The organism is Singulisphaera rosea (genome assembly GCF_054877945.1).
In genome coordinates this window covers 37,352-54,217 of record NZ_JBTYIP020000006.1, presented here as the reverse complement: position 1 = coordinate 54,217, position 16,866 = coordinate 37,352, and the positions used below count along the sequence as shown (strand labels likewise).

Below are 16,866 nucleotides of genomic sequence, written 5' to 3'. Positions count from 1 at the left end.
AGCGAGACCGGAGGAAGGGGAAGGCCTAGAGCCTCGAGGTACGGTCGGTACGGTTTTCAACAATTAGGAGAGGCATCGGGAAGGGCCCCGACGCCTCTCCGCAGGGGATTATGACGGACGAAGGCGACTATCACGCTTAATACAACACACCGTAAGCGTAACACCGCGCGGCCCGTCCTCGATTACGACGAAACCCCGTTGCCGTTCGGGGCCCAGTTGGCCTCGGCGCGGACGAAGGCGGAGACGCCGCCGCTGGAGGCGAGGGGATCGTCCTTGGGATTGTCGGGGCGGAGGAGGTGGACGGGGATCCGGTGGCGCGAGGCCATCCGCATGATCTCCTGGGCGGAGTTGACCGCGCGACAGTGCCCCTGGCAGTAGGGGCAGACGCCGACCGGGGCGCCGAGACGGTAGTTGCAATCTCGGCAACGCGCGCCGGCCAGGTTAAGGTGGCGTCCCAGGAGGATCCGGGTCGCCCGCCCTTGCTGGAGCGCGTCGAGGACCTCGGTCGGGCCATCGGCCACGAGGTGATGCCGCTTGCGGCGTTCCCGGAGTTCGGTGAGGACCCGCTCGTCGCGCCCGGCGCGGTCCTTCTGGATGATCCGGCCGGCGCACTCGACGAGGTCTTCGGGCCGGTTGGTCATCGCGTGGGGAGCCTCGCCGATGACCAGCCCATCCAGGTCTCGGGGCAAGAGATGCCGGAGGGGCTGGATGGTGGCAGGCTGGCCGAGGAGGATCAGGCCGGCGAAAGGCCCCCCCTTGGCGTGCTCGCCGACGGCGGCGGCCGCCTCGTGGAGGAACTTGTCGTCCAAGGCCCCGTGGAGACGCTCATGGTCGGTCTTGGCGAACCTCTTCTTGTAGGTGAACCTCGGCTTGTCGCGCTGGATGGATTGGTGAACGTCCTCGCGCTCGAGGTCGAGCAAGGGCTGGGAGTGCCCGTGGTGGACTTCGAACAGGTGGGCCTCATCCGAATCGACCAGCGCAATCAGGTACGAAGGCTCGCCGAACCAGTGCTCCAAAAGGGGGAGGACGTACGCCTCCTCGTCGATGACCAGGTGGTTCGCCACGGGGAAGCCGAGCGGGACGACGTGGCGAAGCCCGTTGGCGACGCTCGAGAAGACGGCGAGGCCTTTGGCGCCGGCGGGCGCGCCGGCGATGGCCGCCCGGATCACCTCGAGGTTGGCGTCGAGGTCCTTGCACGTCCCGGACGCGGCAAGCGCCTGCCCGGCCGCCTTGGCCTGGTTGCGCAGGTGGCGTTCGACGTGGCTGGAAAAGCCGTCCTGGACCGTCATATCGGCATAGGCGCTCACGACATACTGGCGTGCCTCCGGGACATCGAGCAGGATCTCGATCGCCTCTTGGGTCAACGTCATCATGAGTAGCGGTCTCCTGTTTTTGCGGTGGCCGTCACGATCAGCGCGGTGACGGCGAGGGCGAGGTCCACGGGCCACGTGCGCCCGTGCCGCCCTCAGGCACTCGAGGGAGCGGGAACCCGTCCCTCAGGTCTTTTCGGAGCGTGGGAGTCGAAACTCCGAACCCCTTGCAACGACGCGAGCTCCGACGAAACACGCGGACGCCGGGAATACGGCTCTGGGCCGACTCACGCGGACCGGCGCTCCCCGGCAGACCAGGTGCCCTCCGACTCGGAAGGCGTTGGTCTCTCCCCAGGTTCCTAAGGTCTCTACATTCGCAAGATCCATGCCGTGACAGGCGTAGGAGAGAAACATGTCCACGAGCCCTTTGGACCCGGAGATCGACCGACTTTCCCCCGGGATCCGCCCGACGCGTCGCCCGGTGATGCGGCAGGAGTGGAACCACCTGCTCTTTCTGCACTGGGAGGTCCCCGTCGAGATGCTCCGCCCCCTCGTACCGGCCAGCCTCGAGCTCGACCTGTATGGGGGAAAAGCGTACGTCGGCCTGGTCCCGTTCACAATGCGGGGGATCCGCCCGGTGGGCGGACCGGGCTTGCCGATCCTGTCGCGATTCCACGAGACCAACGTACGGGCTTATGTCCACGCCGGAGGGCGAGACCCCGGGGTCTGGTTCTTCAGCCTCGACGCCGCCAACCCCATCGCCGTGGCCGCGGCGCGGGCCTGGTTCTTCCTCCCCTACCACTACGCGAGGATGCGTCTGACGATCACCCCGCCCGGCCCGGAGGGCGGGCCCGAGACGATCTCTTACGCCTCGACCCGCCTCATCCCCGGCCCCCTCCCCGCCTCGCTGTCGGTGCGTTGCACCCCGAAGGGACCGGCCTCGGCGACGCAGCCCGGGACCCTGGATCACTTCCTCGTCGAACGCTACTTTCTCTACGCCTCCAGGTGGGGCCGGCTCTACCGCGGCCAGGTCCACCACACCCCCTACGCCGTCCAGGCAGTCGACGTACTGGGCCTGCAAGATTCCTTAACCGACGCATCGGGGATTCGGCATCCCGACACGTCTCCCCTCGCCCACTATTCCCGAGGCGTCAAGGTCGAAGTCTTCCCCCTCGAACGTGCGTGATCCGGCCGCAGTTTGCGGAGATCCCATCGAAACACAAGGGTGTCTCCACATACGCAATCAACTAAGATTTTCAGAGTCGGATCCCGACGTTTTCGGAAATTCGACTTGCATTCTCAATACAAGATTCCCATTCTAGCAACACCACGTGGGCACTTCCGGGAGATTCTTTGTGTATTCGACCAGCGTCTCTCCCCAACCTGTGCAGCGATCGTCTCGGGACGGTCGCGGCCCACGAGCTCTTTTGGAGTTTGTCCGTTGCCGATCCGAAACCTCAACAGGACGCACACCCCGGCCCTGCTCTCGAGCCTGGCTTTCCTCGCAGTGACGACCCCGATTGCCGCCCAGGCCCAGCAGCGGGTCGTCAATTACTCGGCCCCGGCGACCTACTACTACCAGCAGCCGCAGCAAACCTCGGGCTACTATCAGCAACCCGTCTACCAGCAGCCCGCCACCTACTATCAGCAGCCCACCACCTCCTACTACTCCTACTATCAGCAGCCCGCCCAGCAACCGGCCCGCCAGCAGGTCACCTACCAGCAGCAGGCCACGGCCGCGGCCCCGAAGGCGGCGACCGCCGCACCGAAGATGGCCACGGCCACGGCCACGGCCACAAGGACGACGGTCGCAACAATCCCGGCGGGTGATCCTTACGGCTTCACCAACTGGCTGAACTCGGTCCGCGCCAGCTACGGCCTGCCCGCGGTCGGCTACGACCCGAATTTGACGAACTGGGCGGCGGCGAACAACAACCAGCAGCAGGCCTCGGGCATGGGCCATCACGTGATGGGCCCGGCGCGTCGCCAGAACGCGGCCATGGGCGGGTACGGCAGCATCGGCTCGATGTGGCTCAATTCCCCGGCCCACCGCTCGGCCTTGCTCGACCCCACGATCCGCTGGATCGGGATCGCCGGGCTCGGTGCCTACTGGACCTTCAACGCCTACTGATCGGCGTCCCATCCCCGCAGGACACCGCCCGGATCGCGGATTCCTGCAACCGTCGGACGACGGCCACCTCGCGGAACGCTGGCGGAGCCGGCCCCCCCCTTGTCTCCAGGACGGTCACCGCAACGAGCGCCGACCCGATAGGTAAGAGCCCGAAGCACGCGGCTCCCCGGACTCGGTACGCCTTTCGATCATTTGCCTCATCTTGAAAATCAGCCCCGCCCTGCCGCACACCTCGGACGGACTCGAGGCCAAGGAAGGGCGGGGCCTCGCCATGGCTCACGGCCGTCCCACAACTTGTGCCTGAGTCGGCTCCTCCCTGATGAAACGACTGAGAAGTCCTTTCACAACATATCAACTCCCTCCGGTTGGCGGGCCACTCTTGCTCCGCTCTTGCTGCGAAGGACAGGTCGACGGCCGCGGGGCAGGAGCGCCCTGCCTACCGGGGGATTGTCCGCTGAACGAATCAACGTTCGTATAAGCCCCTCCCTACTTGTCGCTTCCCCATAGTACTGGGCGATTCGTCTCACTTCATGAGCAGCCTCATAGTTTGGTCATACCCTCGATTTCAACCCGCTCATTGAAGATGCTGGTGGCATGGAAACAACTCGCCCTCGCAAGCGCCGCTGGTGGAGTTATCTGCGTCTCAGCGTCACGAGCCTGATGCTCGTGGTCCTGGTGGTCGGGATCGGCCTGGGCCGGTGGGTGCACCTGGCACACGTGCAGCGGAAGGCGGTGGCGGCCATTCGGGCGGCGGGGGGCAGGATTTCGTACGAGTGGGATGTCCCCGGCAATCCCAAAACGCCCGGGTGGCGTCGATGGGTGGCGGAGCATGTCGACGTCGATCTCACGAGCAACGTCCTTGAAGCGTGGCTGAGTCCACGCTGCGGCGAGGCGGAGTTATCCCAGGTCGCACGGTTACGGCGTCTGGAGTTTCTGTCCGCCAACGGCGCGAAGGTGACCGAAACCGGCATGGCGTCACTGGGAGAGCTGAACCGGCTCCAATCCCTGCGCCTTGACGATTGCCCGATCACGGATGCCTCCCTCGTTCAACTCGAAGCGCTGACCGACCTCAAGGTCCTGTCGCTGGCTCGTACGCCGTTGACCGATGCGGGGATGGTTCATCTGAAGGGTCTGGCCGAGCTCCGGAACCTGCAACTCGCGATTACGGCGGTCGGCGACACCGGCCTGCCGCACCTGAGTCGCTTACCTCGACTCCAGAAGCTGACGCTCCGCGGTACGCGGATCACCGATGCCGGACTTGTTCACTTGGGAAAGCTAACGAGCTTGGAAGTGCTGGATCTCTCCGACACCCAAGTTTCCGGTCCAGGACTCGCCCATCTGCATTCCCTGACCAGCCTCAACGACCTGTCTCTGGCTCACACGCCCGTGACCGACGACGGAGTCGCGCACCTGTCGAGTTTAAGCGGACTGAGGGAGCTACGTCTCAGCGGTACCCGGATCACCGACGCGGGCCTGTCTCATCTGGCGAGTCTAAAGGATCTGTGGCACCTGTGGATTGAGGACACCACAGTCGGCAATGCCGGATTGGAACACCTCGATGGGCTCAAGGACCTCCGCGATCTGATGGCCGACCATACACGAATCACCGCCGTGGGCGAGCCGCCGATTCACAAGTCACCGTGGCACAATATCTTCTTCGACGGACAAACCGCCTCGGCAAAGGCGGAGAAGCTACCGGTAGCCAGGGGCGGCGGCAGCGTCGGAAGCAAGGATCGGATCCTCACGCCGGACGGCACGCGGGGGTATGTGATCGTCAACGCGACCGACTCCGGCACCAATCAGAAGGAACTCGTCGACTTCGCAGACGGCGTCGTCGTGCCACACCTCGCGCGCATCAAGGGCTTTGATACCCCCAGGCCCCTCGCCAACCGCCATTCCGCCCTTCGGATCCGGCTGGACCCCGACCGGATGGGGATCCACGGCCTGACTTCCAGCGACATGATACGTGCGTTTGGAGAGTCATGGTTTTTTCGCGCGGGCGAGCGGTTCGACGAGGCCCCGGGGAAGACGTGGCCGTCGAAAAAGTATGAGTTGATTACCATCAGCCGTCGCTACGACAATCCAAAGCAATATGAAGGAATCATTCTGAAGGCGAGCCCCGAAGGCGAGATTTTGCGCCTCAGAGATGTCGGCCAGGTGGAGTTGGCCCCCCCCTTCTTCGATATTTCCTCGGACATCGACGGGCACCTCGCGACGGCGATCACCCTGAAGGCATTCCCCGGCAACAGTGCGGCAACAGCTACCGAGGCAATCAAGAAGGACCTCCAGGGGTTGAAGGCGACGAATGCCCCTCCGGGCATGAGCTTCGAGGTCATGACGCTCGAGAACCCTGACATGATCTATGCGGTCATCGAGCTTCCGCTGGGAACGACGCTTGAAAACACGAGCGCCAAATGCCAAGAGTTGGGTGCGATCGCCAGGGGCATCGACGGGGTTTCCTCGGTCACCTCGCTGGCGGGTTACGAGATCCGGATGGAAGACCACGGCCTGGGCGTCGGGACTTGCCTCATCCGATTGATGGACCGGACCAAACGCACGATGACCTCGCGCCAGATCATCGAGGCGCTCGAGAAAAAGTGTCGGTCGATGACGGGTGATCACTCGTTCTTCGAGCCGCCCGCGGTCTCGGTCCTCGTTGCAGACGGAGGTTTCTCCGTCCGCGTCCTGGACCGCGCAATGCACGGCGACAGCCGGCCCGGGGGTAGAGCACAGGCGCTCATGGATGACCTGCTGAAACACAGAAATCTTGAGGGCTTTTTCACCTATCTCGCAGGCCACTATCCCAAGTATGAGCTGGTCATCAACAACGACGTCGCCAGGGAGAATGCAGTGTCGATCGCGGACGCGATGGAGAATCTCCTCACCATGATGGGGGGCGATGTCCAGGACGAGGGGACATTCAGGAGGGCCGCCAAAGATTACTGGAACCAGTCCGTCAAGAACGGCCGTGGGAAGACGGTGCCGTACAACTCGTTCCTGCAACTCAGGTTGAAGCCGCCCTGGAACGCGAGAGGCGGCTAGAGCCGATGGCACTTGGGTTGCGCGAGCAAACAACCTTTCCGGGCGGCCGAATCCAAGCCCGAAGCGTCCGCGAGTGAATCTCCCTTGGTTTCCTGGGATCGGATTCACTCGCGGACGCTTCGGGCTTGGATCAAAACGGAGTGGCTCGGTTGTGCGGCGATCTAGAACCGAGATCCCTCCACTCGAATCCTAGAGATCCGAGTGAAGGGAGCGTCTGAATGGGCTGCGATCGCAGCCCTGCGAAGAACAATCCTCAGCTACGGAATCCACCATCACAGGAACATGGCGTCTCGGATCCGCTGGAGGATGACCTGTTCGAGCTTGCTGTCGCGATTCAGGCGGATCCAGCCGTTGGGGACGGGGAAGGGGCCGACGATCTCGCGGTTGCGGTTGATCGGGAAGTCATTGTTAAAGACGGCGCGGCCGGCCGCCTGACGGTCGGGCTTGGAGAGGTCCTCGAGTTCCTTGTGGACCTCGACCTTGACGGAGAAGCCTCCGCCAGGGGCGGGGACGACCGTGGCCCGCGCGAACCGACGGATGGTCTGGAGGGTCGACTCGAGCCGTTCGTTGAAGTCGACCGAGTCGCCGCTCCAGGGCTCGAGGACCGTAGCCCCGATCCTGGGCTGGGTCACGATCGTCCGAGAGAGCCGGTTCTCCGAGGCGATGTCGAAGTATTCGTCGAGCGCCGCCACGGTGGCGTTCCAAACCTTTTCGAAATCGGCCGAGGGGACGACGAGCGGGTTCTCCGACACCTGGCGGGTCGAGAACATCGCGCAGCCAGCCTGTCCGAATGCAGCCGCCAATATCATTCCGGCCGCGATCAGCCTGACACGCATTGAGGATCCCCTCGTCCTTGAGAAGTTCCCTTTCCGGCCGAACGACGGGTGTCACCATCGGGCCGGGCCGACCGATCCTTTGCGACGTGCGAGGGCGCGGGCCCCCCTTTTCGGATCGCCGGTCGGGGCGGCATATTGCCCCTTTTCGACGCCCCTGGCAAGGCCGATCGCGGTGGAATCCTGCCCTCGTTTTCGCCGAGGATCCGGGGGAACGGGGCAGGAGTGCCCCGCCTACCGGGGGGAAGGTTGGAAAGAATAGTCCTGGGTGTTGCACCCGGGGACCTACTCGACCTCGCGGATGAGCATCGCGTTATGGATCGGGCTTTGGGGCAAGGTCCCGGAGACGAGGACGACGCGGTCGCCCGGAGAGACGAGGCCGAGGGGACGGGCCCAGTCCAGGGCGGTCGACAGGGCGTGCTCGGCGTCGATGACTTCGGGGCTTTTCAAAGGGGTCACCCCCCAGTAGAGGGCGAGGGCGCGGGCGACCTCGGGATCGGCGACGAGGGCGACGGTCGGCGTGGCGTGGCGATGCTTGGAGATCGCCAGCGCGGTCTTGCCCGACTGGGTCGCCACGACGAGCAAGGCGGCATTGAGACGCCGGCAGGCGAGGCTGGCGGCCTCGATGACCCCTTCGGTGATCGCCTGGATCGCGCCGGCACGCGAACGACCGGGCTTCGACGCAGCCCCGGGCCCGACCGCGGACCACGCGCCTCCCCCGGCACTGAAGAGGAGCGACTCGGCCTCGACAACGATCCGGCTCATCGTCGCGACCGCCTCGACCGGGTAGCGGCCGATCGCCGTCTCGCCCGAGAGCATCACGGCGTCGGTGCCGTCGAGGACGGCGTTGAAAACGTCGCTGGCCTCGGCGCGAGTTGGGCGGCTCGAGGTCTCCATGCTGTTGAGCATCTGCGTCGCCGTGATCACCGGCACCCCCGCGCGGTGGCAGGCGGCGATGATCCGCTTCTGGATCGCAGGGACTCGCGCGACGTCGACCTCGACCCCGAGGTCGCCTCGGGCGACCATCACCGCGTCGGTCTCGGCGATGATCGCGTCGAGCTCGTCGAGCGCCTGCGGCTTCTCGATCTTGGCGACGATCCGGGCCCGGCTCCCGCGACGCTCGAGCTCCTGCCGGAGCTCCACGACGTCGGCGGCCTTCCGGACGAACGAGAGCCCGACGTATTCGACGGCGTGGCTTGCGGTCCAGTCGAGGTCGGCCCGATCCTTGTCCGTCAGGGTGCTCACCCCCAGCGCCACCCCCGGGACGTTGATCCCCTGTCGCGACCGCAGTTTCCCTTCGAGCGTGACCTTCAACCTCGCGCCGTTTGCGTCGACGGAGTCGACGATCATCGCCACGTTGCCGTCGGCGAAGAGGACGACGTCGCCGGCCTTCAGGTCACCCACCAGCTCGCGATAGGTACAGGTCAGCCGATGAGGGTCGCCGGAGGTCTCGTCGGCGACCAGGAGGAACTCATCGCCCAGGCGGCAATCCACCTCGTCGCCGGGGATCGCCCCGAGCCGGATCTTGGGACCGCCGAGATCCTGGAGGACCGCGATCGACCGGCCCGCGGCCTCGGCGAGCTCCCGGATGTCCCGAAGCTGTGTCGAGTGCTCTTCCTGCGTCCCGTGCGAGAAGTTGAGCCGGAAGACGTCGACCCCGGCCTCGATCATCGCCCCGAGCACAGCCCGGTCGCTCGAACCGGGCCCCACCGTCGCCACGATCTTGGTCCGGACTTTCCCGATGGCCTCGCGGTGCTGGATCGTCATGGCGTTCCATACTTCGGTCGAATCGCGATCCCGACGCAGGACGTCCGCCCCGGGCCCCGAGGGTGCTCCGCCAGTCTATCCGATCCGACTGGCGCTCGGGACAACTCGACATTCCACGCCTCGGACAAGCTCACTCCGAGGGGGCTCTTCACCACAAAGGCACAAAGACACAAAGAGGACGAACCCGAGAGTCAGAAAGGCCGGTTTTCATTTTCTAGATCGCCGATCTAACAGAAAGACAGCCCTGATAGACCCGGCCTCAAGTTCTGCTCAACCATCGCTGGGGCTGCATGCACTCTCGCAAACCGAATTGACGAAAGGGCTTTGGTATCGGACAATGATCTTGTGGGGACGGATGCGTGGGGCCTCGCCGGAGGTGTCGAGGCACTGCCGGATGTCCCGAAAACGGGTGTTATGGACGGGCCGAACAACTCCACCCGTCGATTCGAGCGTGGACGCCTGATCGATGAAGCGAACCTTTGCCGTCGTCGCCCTGCTGGCCTCGCTTGGCGTGCTCTCGAAGCTCGCCTTGAAGGAGGTCCCGAAGCGCCCTGGCGACTGGCAGGAATCCGGCTCGATTATCGTCCCGGAGACCAAGGTCGACCCCGAGGCTGAACTCCGGGCCCGCTACCCCGGCTCGAAGGATCGCGACTTGGTCGACAGGGTCCTGAAGCGGTACCGCCAGACCGCCCTGGCGATCGAGCAGACCGACGGTCTGCGAGGACTGACGCTCCTGGATCGCCTCGACCTCGAGGCTGTCTTCCTCTACGAGAAATACCCGAACGAGTTCCGACGTCTCGCGGAGAGCCTGACCGACGACGCCGCGGCCGACCTGCTGCTGCACTGGCGCGAATACTTCGGGATGAAGCGGGCCGACGAGACCGATCGGGCGATCCTGATCTCCGAAGTCTCACGCCTTTCTCCGAGGCAGCGCAAGGTCGCGGCCCAATATCCGAACGCCCTCCCCCTCCTCCTGGCCGACCCTTCCGGCGTGACCGAGCTGGTCGAGCGACTCTCGGGCGACCCGAAGGATTTGCAAGAGGCGTTGGTCATCCTCGACTTCGTCAGCCTCGACCGAGGGGCGGCCGACCTCCGGACGGCCTTGCGGATCCTCGACGACCGCGGCCCCCTCGCCTTGAGGGCCTTCCGACTCCAGGGGCTCGACGGGTTCGCGTCGGTCGGGCTCTACGGCGCGGTGCTCGACGCCCTGGGCGAGGCCCTGCCGCTCGAGCAATCCCTGATCTTGCTCCGAGTCAACGCGGAATATGTGGATGAGCTGCTCCAGAGCCACCAGGCAGAGACCGTCGCGGGCCACCTGCGACATGCGGCCGCCGCCGGCCTGGTCGACGCGGTGGGCGGGAATCCGAATGCGTTGCGGCTCGCCGTCGAGTTCGGCGAACGGGGCGAGCGGGCGCTGGCCCAGGCGGGCCCCGACGCGGCCGACGTCGTCTACAACGACTTCGTCGACACGACCCTCCGCAACCAGGCGGTCGCCGCCCTGGCCGAGCAAGGCGCGATGGCCCTGGTGATGCTCGACAAGTACGCGACCGACCCCGACTTCCGCGACATCCTCCGCGAGCACGGCGCGGCGGTGATCCCCCCGGTCGCCCAGGCCGACGCCGGGCCCGAGACCCTGGTCTTCCTCCGCTCCAAGTCGAAGCGGTCGTTCGCCGAGTCGCTGGCCCTCTCGGTCTTGTTGCTCTCGGGCGACAATGGGCAGGCGACGATCCGGACGATCAAGAAAGACGGCCTCGACCGGGTCGCCGAGCTCACCTCGAGCGAGCTCCAGTACTACCAGTTCCTGCCCCTCTACGACCTCCTGCATCTGGGCAGTGTCGTCGGCCGGGGCCACGCGCCGACGTCGGGCGAGATGACCTGGGCACTCGTCGACGGCTGCTTCGTGGTCGCCGACGCCCTGAGCCTCCTGGCCGTCCAGCCCGAGGGCGTCGTCGCGGCCGAGGCCGCGCGGGCCGAGCTCCGGGCCGCGACCCGCGTCGCCGTGAAGGGGGCCGGCCGAGACGTCGTCGACGCCGGCACCGAGGCCGCCGGCAAGGCCCTCGCGCGGAGCACTTCCGCCCAGGGGGCCAAGGAGTCGGCCGAGCGCGTGACGCGCTGGTGGATGGTCCGACTCGCCGGCGGCACCTATCAGATCCTCCGCCGATTCCCCGAGGCCCTCCCCCGCCTGAGCGTCCCCGAGATCGCCGACCTCGGCCGCTCCCTCTGCGCCAAGGCCGGCCTCCGCCTCAGCACCTGGAGCCCCGTCCGCCTCCTCAAAGATGGCCACGAGCTCCTCCTCCGCATCCCCCCCGAACGCGGCCTCAAATACCTCGGCCTCCAGGCCGCCCAGGCCACCGTCGGCGTCGTCGCGTTCCGCAAGATGGAGGAACACCTGTCTTCGAGGAGGCCGCAGAACCAGGCCTCGCACTAACTTCTAAAACCATTTCATGATTTCAATTGTCGTTAAAACAATCTAGCCGTCACACTCGGCCATTAACACGCCAAACCACTGATAGAAAACCCGGTCCGAGGCAGGTTCGGTTGCGGCTAAGCCGGACTCTTCTTTGAGACGGCCTCCCGGGTCGTCCTGGCGAAGAAGGCGTCGTACCAGCGGTCGATGGACTCGACGACCTCATCGATCGCGTCCGAGTCGAGCGGCCGGCAAGACGCCTCGCCATGCTGTATCAGTTCGAAGCCCCCTCCGACAACACGACCGGCTCCGATGCCCAGGTGTACCAGGCCGCCTCGTCCTCCATCGTGAAGTAGAAGAGCACGACGGGGGAAGGGAATGGGCCGAATCGCCGCATCTGCTGCAGGCTCGTGCGGAGGACCGTATCGACGGCATCCTCGGTGACGGCCGCGATTTGTTCCCCCTCGATTCTACCCCAAATTTACGATCGCCCTCCGGCCGTCCGCCTTTCCGCGTCACCCAATGTGATGCCGATCTCAGGTTGGCCGACCGTGAGGATCCGATCGTCGCGCCGCGTCAGATAGACGGCGGCCAGGGCGCGGGTCCGATCTTCGATGAATCGCTGCTGGACCGTATTCGTGGCCATGGGATTACGCCTCAGAGCGGGAACGCGGGCGCCTTCATCTTCGAGTGCCCGGCGAGCATTTCTCAGTTTGCTGGGAGTTCTTTGACGGTTCTCGGACATTTGGAGTGTAAGAAGCAAAGGTGTTCGGACGATGGAGTACGATGAGGGTTCCCCTCGTTCGGCGGCTCACAGTGGCTGATCGGAAGTAGGGACAATAATTGTAACGACGTCCGCCTTCTCGACGAGGCGCCCGTCGATCTCGCAGGGAAACCGCCATGGGGACGCAGGACGACCGCGTCGACGCATACATTGCCAAGGCTCCGGACTTCGCCAGGCCGATCCTGGTCCACCTCAGGGAGGTCGTGCATGGGGCCTGCCCCGACGTGGAGGAGGCGGTGAAGTGGAGCTCGCCGCATTTCCTGTACAAGGGGATGTTGTGCCACATGGCCGCGTTCAAGGAGCATTGCGCCTTCGGCTTCTGGAAAGGGTCCCTCATCGTCGAGAAGGGGGGAGACGAGGTCGAGAAGGCGATGGGACAGTTCGGCCGGATCACGAAGCTCGCCGACCTCCCGCCGAAGAAGGTCCTCGTCGGTTACATCAAGAAGGCGATCGAGCTCAACGAGACCGGGGTTAAGTCTCCGACACGCTCGAAGCCGAACGTCGCCAAGGAGTTAGTGGTCCCCGACGACCTGGCGAACGCATTGCGTGGCCGTGAGAGGGCCCGGCAGGTCTTCGAGGCGTTCAGCCCGAGTCATCGGCGCGAGTACGTCGAGTGGATCACCGAGGCCAAGTCCGAGCCGACTCGCTTGCGGCGGATCGAGACGACCCTGGAATGGCTCGCGGAGGGGAAGTCACGAAACTGGAAATACAGCAAGTGCTAGCCCCATCACGGACGAGGAAAAACGGGCCTGTAGATGATCCACAGATGACACCGATCGCCGCAGATAAAATCGCAAGTATTCCCTATTTTAATCCGTGTCGATCTGCGTCATCTGTGGAAAAGCCTGCTTTCCCTTATCCGTGTTCCATCCTCGGCGGCTCCTGGCCCGGACAAGTCAGGACTTCGCCGATTCGAGCTCTTTGAGGAGGCCGTCGACCGCGTCATCGAGCCGTTCTTTGATGGCCTGCTTGTGGCGGATCACGCCGCGGGCGTCGAGGACGTAGACGGTGGGCCAACCGTCGACGTTCCAGCGCTCCGTGATCGGGCCGGAGGGGCCGCCGTTCCACCAGGAACGCCAGGTGATTCGCTCCTGAGTGACGACGGATTTGGCCTTCTCCCGATCCTCGTCGCCGTCGATGCCGAGCAGGACGAACCGACGACCCGCAAGTCGTTCCACCAAGGCTCGCTCGTGCGGGACGAGGCTCATGCAAGGGCCGCACCACGTAGCCCAGAAGGTCAGAACCACCACCTTGCCGCGATAGTCGCTCAGGCGCATCGGCTTCCCGTCGAGGTCCTCGCCCTCGATCTCCGGGGCCACCTTCCCGACGGCCAGGTTGCGGAGCTCGTTCAACTCCGACTTGGCCACATCGGCGATCGTCAATTCGCGACCGTCCTTGCCGGGAGCTCGTCGCCAGCCAAGATCACCGAACTCCGTCATCGCCCGCTCGAAGAGCCCCTCGGCCTCAACGTCCGAGCCCTTGGGGTCGGCCTCGTGGATGTACTTGGCGAAGTCGGGATCGATTGACTGGTTTTGATAGGTATCGAATGGAGTCTTCGCAACCCGATCGAACCACGGCGAGCGGGCGATCAATCCCTTGGCCGTCAAGACCCGCGCCAGGCTGAAGCACGCCGCGCCTCGGCTCGCCCGATTGTGGGCTCGCTCCAGGATGAGCCGCAGGAACGACTCCGAGGCGGGTGACGCGTATTGAAGTCCCCCCTGGCAAGCCTTGCGGACCAGCTCGTGGTCAAGGCGATCCCCCTGCGAGAGCAGTTCCAAGGCGCGACGGTACTGGGGGTAGAATCTCCGGTCATTGGCCCCAACGTTCTGCGCCAGGCCGGTGACCCAGACCAGCGCGTCGATCGCGACCGGATCCTGGGGATTCTCCTCGGCGATCGCCAGGAACCTCGGCGCGAACGACCAGCCGGGCCATTCCCGAGACCTCGCCACCCAGTCCACCTTCGACTCCTCGCCAGGAGCGGCGTCGAACCGATTGCCCCAGGCCTCGCCCGCCGCCTCGTACTCCTCCAGGAGCGCCGCATATCGTTCCTTGGGCGTCGGCGATTGCGCGTCCTCGGGAGAGAGCGGTAACGCGATGAGTGTGACGAGCACAAACATTCTCATGATTCCACTCCGGGCGGTGTTTGACAGGGCGCCGAGGACAACCTACCACATCTGTAAAACACAAGGCAAGTCGGCGCCGGCCAAGAACGCCCGGCGAAATGCAAATCCAGGTGACGAGTGTCCGGATTCGGGATGGACGCGAGGGCGGGCACGAGCATCGACGTCAAGTCCTCGATCGACGCCCATCGTTCCGGATCCCGGCGATTGTCGGGCGGGATCGTCGAAGATCCGCTCCGGGGCCGAGGGGCGTCGCCGCCCTGGAGTCGGGTCGTGGTCCGAAAAACGAGAGAAACCGTCCCAGGAGGCCCGAGACGACTCGCCGGCGCAACCCACAATCCCAAATAGGAGTTGGGGAGGTTTTCGTCGGCCGTCGGTGGGATTGATGACGACAATTGCGATGATGACCTCGGGAATCGCTGTTGCCTGACCTCGGCCCGATGTGGGATCGTGTCCGGCGAGAGACACGTCCCTCCCGGACCTTTCCGTCTCGGTGGGCGCCGGGGGTCGTTAAGGATTGACGAACCATGGATGAGTCCCAGACCCAGAAGGCTCGGCCTGCGCGACGGACGGAACGGGCGAGCGACGGCCAGGCTCCACGAGGCGGCCCCGCGCAGATGGGGAACGCGCTCGAGGTCCTCCGCGTGGCGACCACGCTCATCGTGGTGCTCTACCACGCCGCGTTGACGTACGTGGCAACCCCCTTGCGGCTCACACTCTGGGGGTCCTACGACGCGTCGGGGCACGTCGCGTTCGATTACTTCATTTATTGGGTCAACGGGTTCGCCATGCCCGTCTTCTTCCTCGCGGCGGGCGTCTCGGCGCCTGCGGCCTGCGAGTCCCGGGGGGCCCGGGTCTTCCTGTCCAGTCGCGTATCGCGACTGCTCCGGCCGCTCCTCTTCGGCTGCGTCACCATCGTGCCGATCTTCTACCTGATCTGGGGCTACGGCCTGATGGTGACCGGGCGCTGCAGCCTGGACAACATCCTGAATTGGCGGTACGAACCCGAGGTCAACCACAACCTCTACGGGTTCGGGCACCTTTGGTTCCTCGAATACCTCTTCGTCGTCTGCGTCGTCTGGTGCGCGGGGTGGGCGATCCACAAGCGTTGGTTCCGACGGGCGACCGACTCGGGGACGGAAGGGGGCTGGGTTGACCGGGTCCTCCGCTCGCCCTGGCGGCCGCTCCTGTGCGCGATCCCGACGGCCCTGATCTTCCTGCTCGACTCCGACACGATGCTGCGGGTCGACAACGTGATCGTGCCGAACGTCTCGAGGGTGGTCCACTACACGCTCTTCTTCGCCCTCGGGGCCTTGATCGCGCGGGTGGGCGACCCGAAGGAGCGGTTCATCCCTTATGGCAAGGTCTACCTGGCCCTCTCGGTAGTCGTCTTCGCCCTGATGTCCCCCCTGCTCCTCCAGCATGCCGCGAGCCCGCTCCAGGGTTGGAGCCGGGTCGGATTTTGCGTGCTCGCCGCAATCTTCCCCTGGCTGACCGTCTTCGGCGGGCTGGGCGTGCTGCTCGGGGCGATCCAGGGGCGTGGGGCTGGGATGCGATTCCTGACCGAGGCGTCGTTCTGGATCTACCTGATCCACGTGCCGGTCGTCGCCCTCATGCAGATCCTCCTGCTCCCGCTGAATTGGCCCGGCGGGGTCAAGTTCCTGCTCGTCTCAGCCGTCGCGCTCATCGTCAGCGCGGCGAGCTACGAGTGGATCGTGCGGCGGAGCCTCATCGGCGAGATCATCAACGGGGCGAGGAAGCGGAGCCCGAAGGGGGCGCGTCTCAGCCCCGAGTTCGGCTGGATCGCCTCGGCGGTTGTCATCGTGGTCTTCCTCGCGGGCGAAGCCTGGTATCACCGGACCTTCTTCCTCGACAACAACTTCTATGAAGAGATCCCCGGCCAGTTCTACCGGAGTGCCCGCCTGAAGCCGAAGGGGCTGGACGACGCGATCGGGCGGAACCGGCTGAAGACCGTCATCACGTTCACCGGCGGTGGCGACCAGCACCCCTGGATCCTCGACCAGAAGCGTGTCTGCGAGGCGCACCACGTCGCGTTTTTCACCGTCCCCCTGCGTGCCGACCAGCCCCCCGCACAACGGACGCTCGCCCGACTGACGGACCTGATCGAGCAGAGCCCGCGCCCGATCCTCGTCCAGGGCTATCGGGGGATCGACCAAGGGGGCCTGGCCTCGGCCATCGCGTTGATGGTCCGCGGCGAGTCTCCCCACGAGGCACGCCGCGAGTTCGACGCGAAGTACGGTCAGGTGGGCGGCCCGGCGTACTCCCTCCTGGGCCGGATCCTCCTCGACTATGAGGCATCGTTGAGCGCCAGGCATCTGCCCCACAGCCTCGCCCAGTTCAAGTCCTGGATCCGCGACAAGTATCAGGACCGCCCCCTGCCGTCCGACGACCCGCCCGCCCCGGGCTCGTTGATGGCTCGGGGCGCACGCCGGCCGATCCTCGTCCGTTGAG

At 65.3% G+C, this 16,866-nt stretch carries 12 protein-coding genes; 6 read left to right on the top strand and 6 right to left on the bottom strand.

The genetic code is table 11. From position 1 onward, the window contains the following. Positions 1-182 precede the first annotated feature (182 nt). The gene (locus ACYOEI_RS13160) at positions 183-1,373 is read right to left on the bottom strand and encodes a baeRF10 domain-containing protein (protein WP_462849959.1); all 1,191 of its coding nucleotides are present in this window, start codon (positions 1,371-1,373) and stop codon (positions 183-185) included. A 349-nt stretch (positions 1,374-1,722) separates the two neighbouring features. On the opposite strand from ACYOEI_RS13160, the gene ACYOEI_RS13155 reads away from it, so the two are divergent. The 3 genes from ACYOEI_RS13155 (at position 1,723) to ACYOEI_RS13145 (ending at position 6,483) form a co-directional block, all read left to right on the top strand. Beyond that, the gene (locus ACYOEI_RS13155) at positions 1,723-2,496 is read left to right on the top strand and encodes a YqjF family protein (RefSeq protein ID WP_462849958.1); all 774 of its coding nucleotides are present in this window, start codon (positions 1,723-1,725) and stop codon (positions 2,494-2,496) included. Between the two features lie 255 nt (positions 2,497-2,751). Further along, a complete protein-coding gene (locus ACYOEI_RS13150) occupies positions 2,752-3,441 on the top strand; it encodes a CAP domain-containing protein (RefSeq protein ID WP_462849957.1) in 690 nt (229 codons plus the stop codon). Positions 3,442-4,116: 675 nt separating this feature from the next. Next, positions 4,117-6,483, top strand: a complete 2,367-nt coding sequence (locus ACYOEI_RS13145) for a leucine-rich repeat domain-containing protein (RefSeq protein WP_462849956.1) — start codon at positions 4,117-4,119, stop codon at positions 6,481-6,483. A gap of 272 nt (positions 6,484-6,755) precedes the next feature. On the opposite strand, the gene ACYOEI_RS13140 is transcribed toward ACYOEI_RS13145, so the two are convergent. Then, the gene (locus ACYOEI_RS13140) at positions 6,756-7,319 is read right to left on the bottom strand and encodes a hypothetical protein (RefSeq protein WP_462849955.1); all 564 of its coding nucleotides are present in this window, start codon (positions 7,317-7,319) and stop codon (positions 6,756-6,758) included. 282 nt (positions 7,320-7,601) lie between these two features. Beyond that, positions 7,602-9,083, bottom strand: a complete 1,482-nt coding sequence (pyk, locus tag ACYOEI_RS13135) for a pyruvate kinase (protein WP_462849954.1) — start codon at positions 9,081-9,083, stop codon at positions 7,602-7,604. A 466-nt stretch (positions 9,084-9,549) separates the two neighbouring features. Between pyk and ACYOEI_RS13130 the strand changes: the two genes are divergently transcribed. After that, complete coding sequence (locus ACYOEI_RS13130; protein WP_462849953.1) at positions 9,550-11,511, top strand: hypothetical protein; 1,962 nt, start codon at positions 9,550-9,552, stop codon at positions 11,509-11,511. A gap of 253 nt (positions 11,512-11,764) precedes the next feature. Here the strand turns inward: ACYOEI_RS13130 and ACYOEI_RS13125 are convergent, their stop codons facing one another. After that, positions 11,765-11,887: a hypothetical protein gene (locus ACYOEI_RS13125; protein ID WP_462849952.1), complete on the bottom strand. Its 123-nt coding sequence runs from the start codon at positions 11,885-11,887 to the stop codon at positions 11,765-11,767. 84 nt (positions 11,888-11,971) lie between these two features. Beyond that, positions 11,972-12,136, bottom strand: coding sequence for a hypothetical protein (locus tag ACYOEI_RS13120; RefSeq protein WP_462849951.1), 165 nt, complete (start codon positions 12,134-12,136; stop codon positions 11,972-11,974). Between the two features lie 254 nt (positions 12,137-12,390). Here ACYOEI_RS13120 and ACYOEI_RS13115 point away from each other — a divergent pair, with 254 nt between their 5' ends. Further along, positions 12,391-12,996, top strand: coding sequence for a YdeI/OmpD-associated family protein (locus tag ACYOEI_RS13115; protein ID WP_462849950.1), 606 nt, complete (start codon positions 12,391-12,393; stop codon positions 12,994-12,996). Positions 12,997-13,170: 174 nt separating this feature from the next. On the opposite strand, the gene ACYOEI_RS13110 is transcribed toward ACYOEI_RS13115, so the two are convergent. After that, a complete protein-coding gene (locus ACYOEI_RS13110) occupies positions 13,171-14,397 on the bottom strand; it encodes a TlpA family protein disulfide reductase (RefSeq protein ID WP_462849949.1) in 1,227 nt (408 codons plus the stop codon). 524 nt (positions 14,398-14,921) lie between these two features. On the opposite strand from ACYOEI_RS13110, the gene ACYOEI_RS13105 reads away from it, so the two are divergent. Further along, complete coding sequence (locus ACYOEI_RS13105) at positions 14,922-16,865, top strand: acyltransferase family protein (protein ID WP_462849948.1); 1,944 nt, start codon at positions 14,922-14,924, stop codon at positions 16,863-16,865. Position 16,866: the final 1 nt, after the last annotated feature.